This window comes from Sinorhizobium sp. BJ1 (assembly GCF_002531555.1).
GTDB lineage: Bacteria > Pseudomonadota > Alphaproteobacteria > Rhizobiales > Rhizobiaceae > Sinorhizobium > Sinorhizobium fredii_B.
In genome coordinates this window covers 136,845-150,205 of sequence record NZ_NWTH01000010.1, presented here as the reverse complement: position 1 = coordinate 150,205, position 13,361 = coordinate 136,845, and the positions used below count along the sequence as shown (strand labels likewise).

General features: G+C 62.1%; 12 protein-coding genes and 1 pseudogene. 9 read left to right on the top strand and 4 right to left on the bottom strand.

Annotated features, from left to right (window positions below; all coding sequences use genetic code 11):
• The first annotated feature begins 46 nt into the window (after nucleotides 1–46).
• The 3 genes from CO676_RS16370 to CO676_RS16360 all read left to right on the top strand — a co-directional run bounded on the left by CO676_RS16370 (nucleotide 47) and on the right by CO676_RS16360 (nucleotide 2,401).
• A complete protein-coding gene (locus CO676_RS16370) occupies nucleotides 47–541 on the top strand; it encodes a cupin domain-containing protein (RefSeq protein WP_097521835.1) in 495 nt (164 codons plus the stop codon).
• A 79-nt stretch (nucleotides 542–620) separates the two neighbouring features.
• Nucleotides 621–1,883: an MFS transporter gene (locus CO676_RS16365; RefSeq protein ID WP_097521834.1), complete on the top strand. Its 1,263-nt coding sequence runs from the start codon at nucleotides 621–623 to the stop codon at nucleotides 1,881–1,883.
• Nucleotides 1,884–1,918: 35 nt separating this feature from the next.
• A complete protein-coding gene (locus tag CO676_RS16360) occupies nucleotides 1,919–2,401 on the top strand; it encodes a DUF302 domain-containing protein (protein ID WP_097521833.1) in 483 nt (160 codons plus the stop codon).
• Between the two features lie 360 nt (nucleotides 2,402–2,761).
• Here CO676_RS16360 and CO676_RS16355 read toward each other — a convergent pair whose 3' ends face one another.
• The 4 genes from CO676_RS16355 to CO676_RS16340 all read right to left on the bottom strand — a co-directional run bounded on the left by CO676_RS16355 (nucleotide 2,762) and on the right by CO676_RS16340 (nucleotide 6,145).
• On the bottom strand, nucleotides 2,762–3,055 hold the full coding sequence (locus CO676_RS16355) for a YciI family protein (RefSeq protein ID WP_097521832.1): 294 nt from the start codon (nucleotides 3,053–3,055) through the stop codon (nucleotides 2,762–2,764).
• A 13-nt stretch (nucleotides 3,056–3,068) separates the two neighbouring features.
• Nucleotides 3,069–3,650, bottom strand: coding sequence for a TetR/AcrR family transcriptional regulator (locus CO676_RS16350; RefSeq protein WP_097521831.1), 582 nt, complete (start codon nucleotides 3,648–3,650; stop codon nucleotides 3,069–3,071).
• Between the two features lie 411 nt (nucleotides 3,651–4,061).
• Entirely contained in the window at nucleotides 4,062–5,360 is a 1,299-nt protein-coding gene (fabF, locus tag CO676_RS16345) for a beta-ketoacyl-ACP synthase II (protein WP_097521830.1), read from the bottom strand.
• 197 nt (nucleotides 5,361–5,557) lie between these two features.
• A complete protein-coding gene (locus CO676_RS16340) occupies nucleotides 5,558–6,145 on the bottom strand; it encodes a TetR/AcrR family transcriptional regulator (RefSeq protein ID WP_097521829.1) in 588 nt (195 codons plus the stop codon).
• A gap of 98 nt (nucleotides 6,146–6,243) precedes the next feature.
• On the opposite strand from CO676_RS16340, the gene CO676_RS16335 reads away from it, so the two are divergent.
• From CO676_RS16335 to CO676_RS16310, 6 genes and pseudogenes are all read left to right on the top strand, one after another.
• On the top strand, nucleotides 6,244–7,350 hold the full coding sequence (locus tag CO676_RS16335; protein WP_179875502.1) for an efflux RND transporter periplasmic adaptor subunit: 1,107 nt from the start codon (nucleotides 6,244–6,246) through the stop codon (nucleotides 7,348–7,350).
• A gap of 2 nt (nucleotides 7,351–7,352) precedes the next feature.
• Nucleotides 7,353–10,463, top strand: a complete 3,111-nt coding sequence (locus CO676_RS16330) for an efflux RND transporter permease subunit (protein WP_097521892.1) — start codon at nucleotides 7,353–7,355, stop codon at nucleotides 10,461–10,463.
• A 140-nt stretch (nucleotides 10,464–10,603) separates the two neighbouring features.
• Nucleotides 10,604–11,227 carry a TetR/AcrR family transcriptional regulator gene (locus CO676_RS16325; protein WP_097521827.1) on the top strand — a complete coding sequence of 208 codons (624 nt, stop codon included), beginning with the start codon at nucleotides 10,604–10,606 and terminating at the stop codon, nucleotides 11,225–11,227.
• Between the two features lie 509 nt (nucleotides 11,228–11,736).
• Nucleotides 11,737–11,997 carry a ribbon-helix-helix domain-containing protein gene (locus tag CO676_RS16320; protein WP_014763081.1) on the top strand — a complete coding sequence of 87 codons (261 nt, stop codon included), beginning with the start codon at nucleotides 11,737–11,739 and terminating at the stop codon, nucleotides 11,995–11,997.
• Complete coding sequence (locus CO676_RS16315; RefSeq protein ID WP_097521826.1) at nucleotides 11,994–12,272, top strand: type II toxin-antitoxin system RelE/ParE family toxin; 279 nt, start codon at nucleotides 11,994–11,996, stop codon at nucleotides 12,270–12,272. Before CO676_RS16320 ends, CO676_RS16315 begins: the two co-directional genes overlap by 4 nt.
• Before the next feature lie 44 nt (nucleotides 12,273–12,316).
• Nucleotides 12,317–13,356: pseudogene (locus CO676_RS16310) on the top strand (tyrosine-type recombinase/integrase); the annotation flags it as partial.
• Between the last annotated feature and the right edge of the window lie 5 nt (nucleotides 13,357–13,361).

Sequence of the window (13,361 nt, the reverse complement as noted above, 5' to 3'; positions counted from 1 at the left end):
TGTCCGCCGGAATATCTCCGGCGTGATCGACAAAGGAGAACCCCACATGCCCCGAAAGCTCATTTCAGGAAACCTGCCCTTGACGGTCGCTGCAACGCTCGGCCTCTTCGCCTCCACCAGCGCGGCGATGCCCGCTTTTGCCGGGGAATGCCCTACCGATCAGGTGACGGCAAGGGCCATGGAACCAGGCGCGACTGCCCCGCAAGGCGTAACCGACGACGTCCTCGCCTCGATTGACCTCTCGTCGAAGGGTGGTGACTGGAAGGGAAATGCGCTTAGGTTTCGCAAGCTCGTCGTCCAGCCGGGCGGCGTCGTGCCGTGGCATTCGCATGAGGCACGACCCGCCAACATATTGATCGTCGAAGGCTCGATCACCGAATATCGCAGCACCTGCAAGGTCCCGATCGAGCACAAGGCTGGCGAAGTCACCGCCGAATTCGGCGGCCTTGCCCACTGGTGGAAGAACAACGGCTCGAAGCCCGCCGTGCTCTATTCGGCCGATATCCTGCCGCCAATGGCCGAGCACGCCGACACCATGTGAGCCAAGCCAACGATCGCACATCATTTCAATCCGGACGTTTCCGGCCGCTGGCGGGAAACGTCCCCGTTTCCGGAGAAAGGTGATGAACCTAGATCAGGCCTCACTGCCGACGCCCCTATCCGTTCTCTCGACCCCGGCAGCCGACCGTTGGCACTTCGGCGTCATTGCACTCATCGCGTTCCTGACCCTCGTCGATCTCTTCGCTGCTCAGGCCATACTTCCGTCCCTGCAGAGAGAGTTCGAGGTGAGCCGCGCCACCATGGGCTTCGCGGTGAACGCCAGCACGTTCGGCATGGCGGCTGCAGGTCTTGCGGTCGGCATCTTCGGGCGCAACCTGGACCGGCGAAACGGAATCTGGATCAGCCTCGCACTGCTTGCGGTTCCGACCGTCTTGCTCTCGACCACCCGGGACATCGCGATCTTCGCTGCCTTGCGGGTCGCGCAGGGCCTGTGCATGGCCACCGCATTCACCCTTACCATGGCCTATCTCGCCGAACACTTCCCGGCCGAGCGGGCAACCGGAGCTCTCGCGGCATATGTCACCGGCAATGTCGCCAGCAACCTCTTCGGCCGCATTCTCTCGGCGGCAGTTGCCGATCTCGGCGGATTGTCGATCAACTTCCAGATCTTCGCGCTTCTCAACCTGGCGGGCGCGGCCCTCGTCTGGACGACATTGAGTCGGACGAAGCGCATGATGCCGGACCGACGCAGGCGAAGCAGGAGCGGAAACTTGCTCTCGGTGCTCGGTAATCGACGCCTGCACAGCGTGCTCGCCATCGGATTCCTGATCCTGTTCGTCTTCATAGGGACTTACACCTATGTCAACTTCCGTCTCGTCGAGCTCGGGCTATCGCCGATGCAGCTCGGCCTCGTCTACTTCGTTTTCCTGCCGTCGCTCTTCACCACTCCGCTGGGCGGGCTAATCTCGCGCCGTCTCGGCGCCGCAGCCGGCATCGTGCTCACGCTGCTTCTCGCCGTCCTCGGGTTGGTCGCCCTTATCAGCAGCAATCTCATCGTGGTGCTTGGGGGCCTCGCTCTGGTCGCAGTCGGCACCTTTCTCGCGCAAGCGCTGGCGACCAGCCAAGTCAGTCGCATCGCTGACGCGGAGAAGGCGGCAGCAAGCGGCGCCTATCTGGCCTCCTATTACACCGGCGGGCTCTTCGGCAGCCTGGTGGTCGGCAAGATCTACGATCTTTTCGGATGGAACACCTCAGTCCTGGTGCTCGTCGCGATGCTCGTTTTCGCCATGCTTTCCGCCGTGCCACTGCGCGCCATGAGGCCCGGTTATCGAAATGGACAACAGACGGCATTATCAAATCGCAGCGGCCGACCGCATCCTTGAGACAGCCCGTTTGGGGCAGTAAGAGGAGCTAGGAAATGATGAAGGTTAGCAAGTCAGTACGGTCAGCCGCCCTAATTGCAGCCACGATCACGGTGTCAGCCCAAATGTCCACGGCCAAGGCCGGGGACAGCGAAGGCATCGTCACCGTAAAGAGCCGCTATTCGATCAGCGAGACGGTCAACCGCATCAAGCGCAGCGTCGCGGAAAAGGGCATCACCCTCTTCGGCGTCATCGATCAGGCTGAGCTCGGCAACGCCGCCGGGAACAAGGTGCGGCCTTCGCGCTTGGTGATGTTTGGCAATCCGGCGCTCGGCACGACCTTCATCACCGCGAATCCCCTCGCCGGCCTCGACTGGCCAGTCCGGGTCCTCGTCTATCAGGCGAAGGACGGATCCGTCTACGCGGCGTACACAGACTTCGACTGGATCGCAAAACGCCATCAAATACGAAGCAGGAATCGCGAGTTCGCCATGGGATCCGAGGTGATCCAGGCAGTCACTGGCAGTGTGAAGGAGTAGAGCCGGAAAAGGCGAGGCGCCCACCCCTCTCCACCCAACAGGGTGGGCGTCCTGCCACACCGCGCGAAATGCCTAATCGGATCCCCGTCCGACTACAAACAAGCTAACGTGAGGCCGATCGCTGTCTGCATCGTGCTTGGACTGATGCATTTAATCGGCAGCGTTGTTCTGTATTTCACTCATTGATCTATGTGCACGCGGCGATAAGCCAGAGGGCCACCCATATTCGTCCGGTGAGGTCGATTGTTGCGGAAATAGCGGTATCGCCTCGCAGTCGCCAAATTGGTACTCAATTCGAAAGCGGCGCGGAAAATTTTCGCCACTGAGGGCGACGGTGGGGGCCGGGGAACACTAGTCGCATTAGGCTGCCGCCTTCAAGAAGTCGAGGGCGGGAACGGCGCGCTTCGGATCGATTTCGTAAGTCTCGGCGGTTACGACCCCTTGCACGACGAAGGGGTCGGCGGCGATACGCGCATCGTACAGATTACGGCTTTCGCCATGAGCGAGGATTGCGCCGCCCGCGGTGGGCTGAAGGGAGCCCACGCAGAGAAACACGCCATCGGCAAAGCCCTGCGCGATCCAGTCGTTGTGTGCCGCCATGAATTTCGGCGCCGCGGTACGGTTCTTTGCGAATCTCAGGAAAGTGACGAACATCGGTGCTCCTCGGTCAAGTGGATTGCGAAAGGTCCGGTATGGACGCTAGCCAGCGTTCGATCCCGGCCACCTCGTTGCGGATGAATGCCTCGTCCTTGAAGGCGGTCGCCATCACCGCCACCCCTTGCGACCAGGCCAGAAGATGCAGCGCCAGCGTCTCTGCCCGATCAAGGGCGCCAAGTTCACGGATCTGTCCGGCGAGCCAGTCGCGGAATAGGCCGAAGATTTCGGTCGCGCGGCCCTGCGCGGCATGGTCGAGCTTGGCGAGTTCAGAACAAAGTGTTCCGGCTGGGCAGCCGAAATCCATGATCCGCTTTCGGTTGGCGATCAGCATATGAATGAAGGACAGTATGCGCACGCGCGGACCTTCGCCCTCGGCCTGCCAGCCGTCGAGCATTGCCCGTGTCCGCTCCATTCGGCGGGCAATCACGGCGTCCAGGATGTCGTCCTTGGTCTTAAAGTGGTGATAGAAATTCCCGCGTGAGATACCCACGGCTGCGGCGATGTCAGCAAAGGAGGTGGCCTCGAATCCGCTCTCGTAGAAGAGGGCGTCCGCCTCTTCGACAACCAAGTCGCGAGTTGACTGTGCTGGCATTTACCTGCGACGCCCTGTTTGACACATGAGAACTAGGACGATTGTCCTAGTTCTGTCAAGAGAACGTAAATCGAGAGCGGCTTCTTCCATCGGACTTCCCCTACCACCCGTTCTGCGACGGTGTTTGCGAATGCTTGGGTGATCAAGCTCTGCTTCTGGCGTTCTATAAAGCTGTTCGGCAGAACCACGCCGAAGGGCTGGCTCCCACCCAACCGAGACGATCGGAAGCCGGCAAAATGCCGCCCAGTCCGGGATGTCGACTCCTATCCCTCGCCTTGAGATCCCATCAGGGTGGATAACGGCCTGCACCGTGGCAGAGTGAGGGGGCTTTGTTCATGAAAATCACTTCCTTCTTGTGCTGGATTTCGTTTCGAGTGGATTGGGAAAACGGGAGCGGTCAGAGGCAAGCCTTCAATCGCGGGATCCTCCGGCGCCGGCCAGCTTGTCCGTCCAGCGTCGGAACACCGCGCTCGCATTGACTCCTCCGAAGCCGAAGCCGTTAGAGATCGCGTAGTCCATCTCCAATGGCCGCGCCTGGTTCGCCACGAAGTCGATTCCGGCGCCGGCCGGATCAGGAGCGCTCAAGTTGAGCGTCGGCGGGGCTATCTGCTCCCTAAGCGCCAGGATCGTGAAGATGGCTTCAAGCCCGCCGGCAGCTCCGAGCAGGTGTCCGGTCGCCGACTTCGTTCCGCTGACAGCTATGGCGGAGTCTGTACCGAAGACCCTCTTGATCGCCGCGATTTCCCCCAGGTCGCCGACTGGCGTCGAGGTCGCGTGCGCATTGAGGTGGCGAATTTCGCGCGGCGAGATTCCGGCCTGGGCAATCGCGATCTCCATCGCGCGACGCGCACCGTCGCCGTCCTCGGGACCGGAAGTGACGTGGTGAGCGTCCCCAGTCGTGCCGTAGCCGACGAGCTCGGCGAGCGGTTTCGCGCCGCGCGCAAGCGCGTGGCTCAATGCCTCGATGACCAGGATGCCGGCGCCTTCGCCCATGACGAAGCCGTCGCGCAACATGTCGAAGGGGCGCGAGGCCCGATCAGGCGCTTCATTGAAGCCGGTCGAAAGAGAGCGTGCCGCAGCAAAACCACCAAGGCTGACGACATTCATGCATGCTTCCGTGCCGCCGCACACCGCGATGTCGGCCTCATTGGCGCGGATAAGACGGGCCGCATCGCCGATCGCTTGAATGCCGGCCGCACACGCCGTCACCGGTGCGCCGATCGGCCCTTTGAAGCCGTAACGGATGGAAATCTGTCCCGCTGCCAGGTTCACCAGGAAAGACGGCACAGTGAACGGTGAAAGACGCCGGACACCGCGCTGATCAACCGTTCGCACCGCCTCAGTTATGGCCAGAAACCCGCCGATGCCGGAAGCGATGATCGTCGCGGTCCGGGCCTGGTCATCTTCCGAGCCCGGCTTCCATCCCGCCTGCGCAAGCGCCTCTTCTGCCGCCGCCAGTGCGAAGAGGATGAATCGGTCAACCTTGCGCTGATCCTTTGGGGCAAAGACGGTATTCGGATCGAAGCCCGCCTCGGGGTCTTCTTCCAGAGAGGGAACCATTCCACCGACCTTCGCCGGCAGGTCCCCCACGACATCGTCAGGAAGCCGTCGGATGCCCGAACGCCCAGATAAGAGCGTAGACCAGGAAGTCGTCACGTTGGATCCGAGGGGGCTGACTGCTCCCATGCCTGTGATAACGATACGACGCATGTGATCTCCAAACTGTCATTTTGTGCCATCCGTCTGCACGCCGTGCAGACGCTCGATCGGCGATTGCCGCTTATTTATTTGGCAATAGTCTCGGCCGAGTGATCTCGAGACCCAGTCCCACGGCCGGGCGGGCAAGGATCCGGGAAGGCAGCGTGCGAACGCGCGAGCAATGACGCCATTGGCGGGAAGTGGACATCTCACGCGTTTCTTGCGGAGGCGGCGATTCGCCGAACTTCGTCGGCGGCTGCCTCGAGAAAGCGCTGCGACATCGCTTCATCATTCAGGATACGAGAGATCGTCACGGCACCCACCATCAGCGACAGCATCGCCATGGCCTTGCCATAGGTCTTTGGGCTTTCCGCCTCCGGCATCAGTTCTTCGAGAATTTGAAGATGCGCTTGGATGCCGTCCTGGAACGGGGCTCTCACTTCCTCGGCTTGACGCGCCGCATCAGCACCAAGCGCCACCAACGGGCAACCGTCGCTCTTCTCTTCGCGATGCCCCATCGATAGGTAGAGCTCAATAACGGCCTCGAGGGGCTCAGGGCTTGCAGCAGCAACAGCCGACCATCTTCGGGTAGCGTGCTCCATCGCTCGCCTCGATGCCTGTGCCGCAAGATCGTCCTTGGATTCGAACTGCTTGTAGAATCCGCCTTGTGTCAGGCCGGCACCCTTCATCAGATCCTTGAGCCCAATGCCATCAAAGCCGTGCTCTCGAAAAAGCCGGCTCGCCGCATTGATGACCGCTTCGCGATTTGCCTCAGCCTGTGCTCGACTAACTCTCATGATCGACCTCAGATTAGATTTCACTTGACATCTATATCATGGTTAGATTTAGATCGCAATCTAATAGAGGCGACGCCCGTCAACAAGGGTCATCTGACATGAAGCGCAAATTTCTTCTCACATCGATCGGCCTTGTGGCTGCAGCCGGTGGCGCGGCGTATGCGTTCGTTTTCGAACCGCCAGCAGGCGACGCGGAGGCCGCGGATCCCCGCGTCGCTTCGCCACTTGTAAGGGTGGTGGAGGCGACGAAGCCGAAAAGCGCCGAGCGAGCCTTTACAGGTACGATCGCCGCGCGGGTTGAGAGCAATCTTGGTTTCCGGGTGCCGGGCAAGATCGTTCAGCGCCTCGTGGATATCGGTGAACAGGTGAAGGCGGGCCAGGCGCTCCTGCGGATCGATGAGACCGATCTACAACTTGCCCTCACCGCCAAGCGCAACGCTGTCGCTGCAGCACGCGCTATCCTGGTTCAGGCGCGTGCGGACGAGAGGCGCTACGCTGTTCTCGTGAAGAACGGACTGGCGGCAACGCCACAGCGTTACGAGCAGGCGAAGGCGGCGCTCGACACCGCGACGGCACAGCTCGCCGCCGCGGAAGCGGAAGCGAGGGTCGCGGAGAACGAGGCGACCTATTCTGTCCTGGCGGCGGATGCGGATGGAACGGTGGTCGAGACGCTCGGGGAGCCGGGGCAGGTTGTCTCCGCCGGTCAGACGGTGGTTAGACTTGCCCACGCCGGTCCCCGCGAGGCCGTTATCGCACTTCCCGAGACGCTCCGGCCGGCGATCGGCTCGGTGGCCGGGGCCAGCCTGTATGGGGGCGACGAGCGTCGCTACACGGCACATCTGCGGCAGTTATCGGACTCCGCCGATCCCAGGACCCGTACCTACGAGGCCCGCTATGTGCTCGACGGCGGGTCCGCGGCAGCACCGCTCGGCGCCACGGTTACCATTCGGATTGCAAACCAGGCGAGCCAGCCGGAGGTCCAGGTGCCGCTGGGAGCGGTGCTCGACGATGGCGAGAGGACTGGCGTTTGGGTGGTGGATAGCGCCACCTCGATCGTACACTTTCGGCCCGTCAAACTTGTTCGCGTGACCAGCGAGGCCGCCATGATCTCTGGATTGAACTCTGGCGATCCGATTGTTTCGCTTGGCGCGCATCTCCTGCAGGAAGGCGCTCGCGTCAGGATTGCCCCTGAGTGGAGTAACTGATGATGAGCCTCAATCTTTCCGCGATCGCCGTTCGCGAACGGGCTGTCACCCTGTTCTTCATCCTCCTGCTGGTGGCCGCCGGTGCCTACGCCTTCCTCATGCTTGGACGGGCAGAGGATCCCAACTTCACCATCAAGACCATAACGGTCACGACGGCATGGCCGGGCGCGACGGCACGCGAGATGCAGGACCTCGTCGCCGAACCGCTGGAGAAGCGGCTTCAGGAGCTGACCTGGTACGACCGGGTGGAGACGACCACACGGCCAGGCTATGCGTATATGACGGTCACGCTGAAGGACAGCACACCGCCGTCCGTCGTGCAGGAGGAGTTCTACCAGGCCCGCAAGAAGCTCGGGGATGAAGCCCGCAAGCTGCCATCCGGCGTCTTCGGCCCCTTCGTCAACGACGAATATTCGGACGTGAGCTTCGCCCTTTATGCGCTGAAGGCCAAGGGCATGCCGATGCGTGAGCTGGCCAGGCAGGCCGAGGTGATCCGACAGGATCTCCTTCACGTGCCCGGCGTCAAGAAGATCAACATCCTCGGTGAACGTCCCGAACAGATCTTCGTCGAGTTTTCCTATGCCAAACTGGCGACCCTCGGCGTGTCAGCACAGGATATTGTTGCCGCCTTGCAGCGGCAGAACACTGTCACACCGGCAGGCTCGATCGACACAAAGGGACCGCAGGTCTTCATCAGGGTCGACGGCGCTTATGACAGTGTCCAGGCGATTGCCGACACACCGATCGCCGCTGCGGGGCGGACGCTGAAGCTCTCCGACATTGCCGAGGTCCGCCGCGGCTACGAGGATCCTGCCACCTACCTGATCCGGCGCCAGGGCGAGCCGACCATCATGCTGGCGGCTGTCATGCAGAAGGGCTGGGACGGTCTCGCGCTCGGCAAGGCGCTGGAGGATAGGACTGCGGCGATCGCACAGGGACTGCCGCTCGGCATGACGCTCGACAAGGTGACCGACCAGGCCGTCAACATAACCTCGGCGGTCGACGAATTCATGATGAAGTTCGCCATGGCGCTCGGCGTGGTGCTGGTGGTGAGCCTGCTCAGCCTGGGCTGGCGCGTCGGCATCGTCGTGGCGGCTGCCGTCCCGCTGACGCTTGCGGTCGTCTTCCTCATCATGCTGGAAACCGGCCGGTTCTTCGACCGCATTACGCTCGGCGCCCTCATCCTGGCGCTCGGCCTTCTCGTGGACGACGCCATCATCGCCATAGAGGTGATGGTGGTGAAGATGGAAGAGGGCATGGACCGCATCAAGGCGGCTGCCTATGCGTGGAGCCACACTGCCGCGCCAATGCTGTCGGGGACACTCGTGACGATCGCCGGCTTCCTGCCGGTGGGCTTCGCGCGCTCGACCGCCGGCGAGTACGCCGGCAACATCTTCTGGGTGGTGGGCTTCGCCCTCATCGTCTCCTGGATCGTCGCGGTGGTCTTCACGCCCTACCTCGGCGTCAAGATGCTGCCCGCGGTCAAACCGATCGAAGGCGGGCACGAGGCGATTTACAACACACCGAACTATCGGCGTCTGCGACGGCTCATCACCTTTGCGGTGCGCCACAAGTTTCTGACCTGCGCCATTGTCGGCATTGCCTTCGCGCTTTCTGTAGTCGGCATGGGCGCCGTCAAACAGCAGTTCTTCCCGACGTCCGACCGCCCGGAGGTGCTGGTGGAGGTTCGCCTGCCGCAAGGCACCAGCATTGAGACGACGACGGCGACCGTCGAGAAGCTCGAAAACTGGCTGGACGAGCAGCCTGAGGCCAAGATTGTCACGAGCTATGTCGGTCAGGGCGCTCCCCGCTTCTTCTTTGCGATGGCACCGGAGCTGCCTGACCCCGCCTTCGCCAAGATCGTCGTGCTGACGCCCGACGCGGAGGCGCGCGAGGCTTTGAAGCATCGGCTGCGCGAAGCCGTGTCACAGGGCCTTGCACCTGCGGCCTATGTACGCGTCACCCAGCTTGTGTTCGGGCCGTACACCCCGTTCCCGGTCGAGTTTCGGGTGATGGGACCTGATCCCGCCCAGCTATACAGCATTTCCGAGAAGGCCCTCGACATCATGCGCGGCGTCCGGGACGTGCGGCAGGCCAACCGCGATTGGGGCAATCGCACGCCTGTTCTCCGCTTCATCCCGGATCAGGAGCGACTGAACCTCATCGGCCTCTCGCCGGCCGAGGCGGCCCAGCAACTGCAGTTCCTCCTCAGCGGTATCCCCGTTACGCAGGTGCGCGAGGACATTCGCAACGTTCCGATCGTCGCACGCAGCGCCGGCGGCGAGCGGCTGGATCCGACGCGTCTGGCGGATTTCTCGCTGATGAGCCGCGACGGCCGCCCGATTCCGCTGGACCAGATCGGCCACTCGGAAATCCGTCTGGAAGAGCCGATCCTGAAGCGCCGCGATCGCACGCCCGTCATCTCGATCCGCTCGGACATCAATGAGGCGACCCAGCCTCCGGAGGTCTCCAAGCAGATCATGACCGCCCTTCAGCCGCTGATCGCATCGCTCCCGGCCGGCTATCGCATCGAGCTGGGTGGATCGATCGAGGAGGCTGGCAAGGCGAATACCGCGCTGGGCAAGGTTTTCCCGGCCATGATTGCCGCCATGCTGATCGTCATCATGCTGCAGGTGCGATCCTTCTCGACGATGGCCATGGTCATGCTGACGGCACCGCTTGGCCTTGTCGGCGTCGTGCCGATGTTGCTCACCTTCAATCAGCCCTTCGGCTTCAACGCCATTCTGGGCCTGATAGGACTGGCGGGCATCCTGATGCGCAATACGCTGATCCTGACCGAACAGATCAAGGAGAACCGTGCTGCCGGCCTTGATGACTATCACGCCGTCATCGAGGCCACGGTGCAACGCACGAGGCCCGTGATCCTGACCGCACTTGCCGCCGTGTTGGCCTTCATTCCCCTCACACATTCCGTCTTCTGGGGATCGATGGCGTATACGCTGATCGGCGGCACGGGGGTCGGCACGGTGATGGTCCTGCTCTTCCTTCCGGCGCTCTACGCCGCGTGGTTCAGGGTCAAGCCGACTGCAGATGAGATCCATGAGGATCCGACAGAGGAACTGGAAGTGTGCCCAGCAATGGCGGCCGAGTAGGGCTGGGTCGTCGTGCGGACACAGTGCAAGGTCTCGCGCGCTGGCCCTGCCTGGACACACGCAAAGCCGGTTGCACGATCTTGCCGCTACAGATTCACAGTGAGCCCGGTAGATCCGATTCACCGGTTCTGGAGAAAACCATGGATCTTCTGGTCCGAACGGGAATTGATTCCGACGAGGTACGCGCGCGCATCCTGGAAGTGGCGGAGGAGCACTTTCGCCGTATCGGCTACGCTAAGACGTCCGTGGCCGATATTGCCTCCGAACTCGGCATGAGCCGCGCGAACGTCTACCGTTTCTTTCCCTCGAGGGAGGCAATCAAGGAGTCCATCTGCAGGCGGGTCTTGAACGGTACCGTTGAGGTCGCCTTTACGATCGCACGCAGGAGCGCGCCGCCCTTGGAGAAGCTCGAGGAGCTCCTGACCGCCGTTCACCACCACAACAAGACGAAACTGCTCAACGACAGGCGCATGCATGACCTGATTGTAACGGCCATGCGGGAGAACCGGCCGGTCATCAAGGCGCATACTGAGCAGATGGTGACGATCTTAGAGGTAATCATCCGCGAGGGCATTGAAACGGGCGAGTGCGAGGTGGAAGATCCCGCCGAAGCGGCGCGCGCAGTCAAGACCGCGTTCATGCCGTTCTTCCATCCTATTCTGATCGAGCACTGCCTTCGACACGGCGAAGACACCGAAGCGGGCCTGCGTGAGCAGATCCGGTTCATCCTAAAAGCGCTCGGTAGGTCGGACGATGCCCGCTGACCAGCCGGATGCGGACCTAGTCTTAGTCTAAGTCTAAGTGCAAGGATCGCCTGCAGGAAGGGCGGCAGAACATCGAGGCTGGAGCACCGGCGCGTAATTCGCCGAGCTGCGCGCCCTCCTGGGACCTACCAATGACGATCCACTCACCAGAGTGGCCAGTGTGTTCGCCGGCTGCGCCAATTCTCACAATGCCCCGTAGCACAAATTCATGATCCATTAACCAACTGAATTAACGCTTATAATCTCACAAACGGAATGAACTCGGCCCAATGTCACCCAGACGGCGATTTTCGCGTCGCATCACTATCGATAGGGCCCCAGGATCGACAGTGATGGATTTGAGCCTGTTTTCTTACCGTTTGCGGCGCCTTTGCTGCTACTCTGAGGCGGATCCTCAAGATGGAGCCTGTCCCAAACGACGTCCCGACCGCGCCTCCAACCCTTGATTTCGCCTCACTAGTAATCAATATTAATCACTGTGATTGATATTGAATCGGCAGGGGCCAAATATGGAAACGAAGGTGCTGACGGCGCACGTACCACTGCCCCTCGCCGAGAAAGTCGATCAGATCGCGGCACGGCTTGAGCGCTCGCGCGGGTGGATCGTCAAGCAGGCGCTGACCGCCTGGGTCGATCAGGAAGAGGAGCGCCGACGCTTGACTCTGGAAGCGCTTGCCGACGTCGACGCTGGCCGCGTTATCGATCACCAGGCCGTCCAGGCCTGGGCCGACAGTCTAGATGATGACAAGCCGCTACCCTTGCCGCTGTGACGAAGCTTGAGTGGACGAGTAAGGCAGTCGCCGATCTAGGGCGCCTCTATGATTTCCTGGCACCGGTAAATCGGCAAGCTGCGGCTCGTACTGTGCAATCGTTGACGAGCGCTCCAGCACGCCTGCTCGAACAACCGCGCATCGGCGAACGGCTGGAGGAATTCGACCCTCGAGAGATTCGGCGAATTCTCGTTGGCCATTACGAAATACGGTATGAGATTCGGCGGTCGACGATCTCCGTGCTGCGGCTTTGGCATACGCGTGAAGGCCGTTAGGAAAGCGCCAGTCGGAAAGGCGTTCATGTGGCAAAGGGAATCCTGTGACAATCGGCGAGGATGCGATCCTGCGCCGCGCCGAGGACTCGACGCGCTCGACGCCATCCTGCCGTTCGACCGTCGCGACCAGCTCGCCGAACTACCTACTGACGACGACGTCGCCACGCTCAAGTATCTCGCCGACGAGGGTATGGGCGAACACGTTGCGGGCGCTTGCCTCGGATTTGGGCTATCTCGAGGCCTGGCGCCAACTGGCGACGGGCGCCCCCCTCCCCTGGCCGGCGCCGGAATCGCTGCTCCTGAAATTCGTTGCCCACCATCTCGGGATCCGGTCAAGCGTGCCGACGATCCGGCCCACGGCAATGCCGGCGGAGGTCGGGGCCGAATTGCGCGCCGAACGCCTGCTCAGGGCCTGCGGCCCGCACGCACCGGGCACGGTGCGCCGGCGGCTGACCATCTGGTCGATCCTGACGCGTTGGCGTGGCCTGACCGGCGCTTTAGTTCCTCGAAACATGCGCCAGCGATCGGCTGGTGGGCGTGCGTGATCGGGCCCTGCTTATAACCGCGTTTGCCTCCGGCGGCGGCCGCCGGTCGGAAGTGTCGGGACTGCGGGTCGAAGATCTTGTTGACGAGGAACCGGTGCGCGCCGATCCGGCCGACAAGAACTCCCCTTCTCTCCCTTGACTCAGTATTCACCTCGGCCACACGAAGACGACCATTTGCGACGACCAGCGAGCATGTGCTGCTGATCGGCCGGCCAGTGACCGCCTTGAAGCAGTGGCTGGCGGAAGCAGCGATCAAGGGTGGGCCGGTGTTCCGGCGCATCGATCAATGGGGCAATGTCGACCGGCGGGCGCTGACGCCGCAATCGGTCAACCTCGTCCTCAAGGCTCGCGCCAAACAGGCCGGGCTCGATCCGAAGCTGTTTTCGGCGCATGGGTTGAGGTCGGACTATGTGACGGAACCTGCCCATCGTGACATTCCACTGCCGGAGGCGATGCAGCAGTCGCGGCACAAGTCGGTGACGCAGGCGGCGAGCTACTACAACAACGCGGAACGGACGAGCGGCCCGGCTGATCGTCTAGGCGA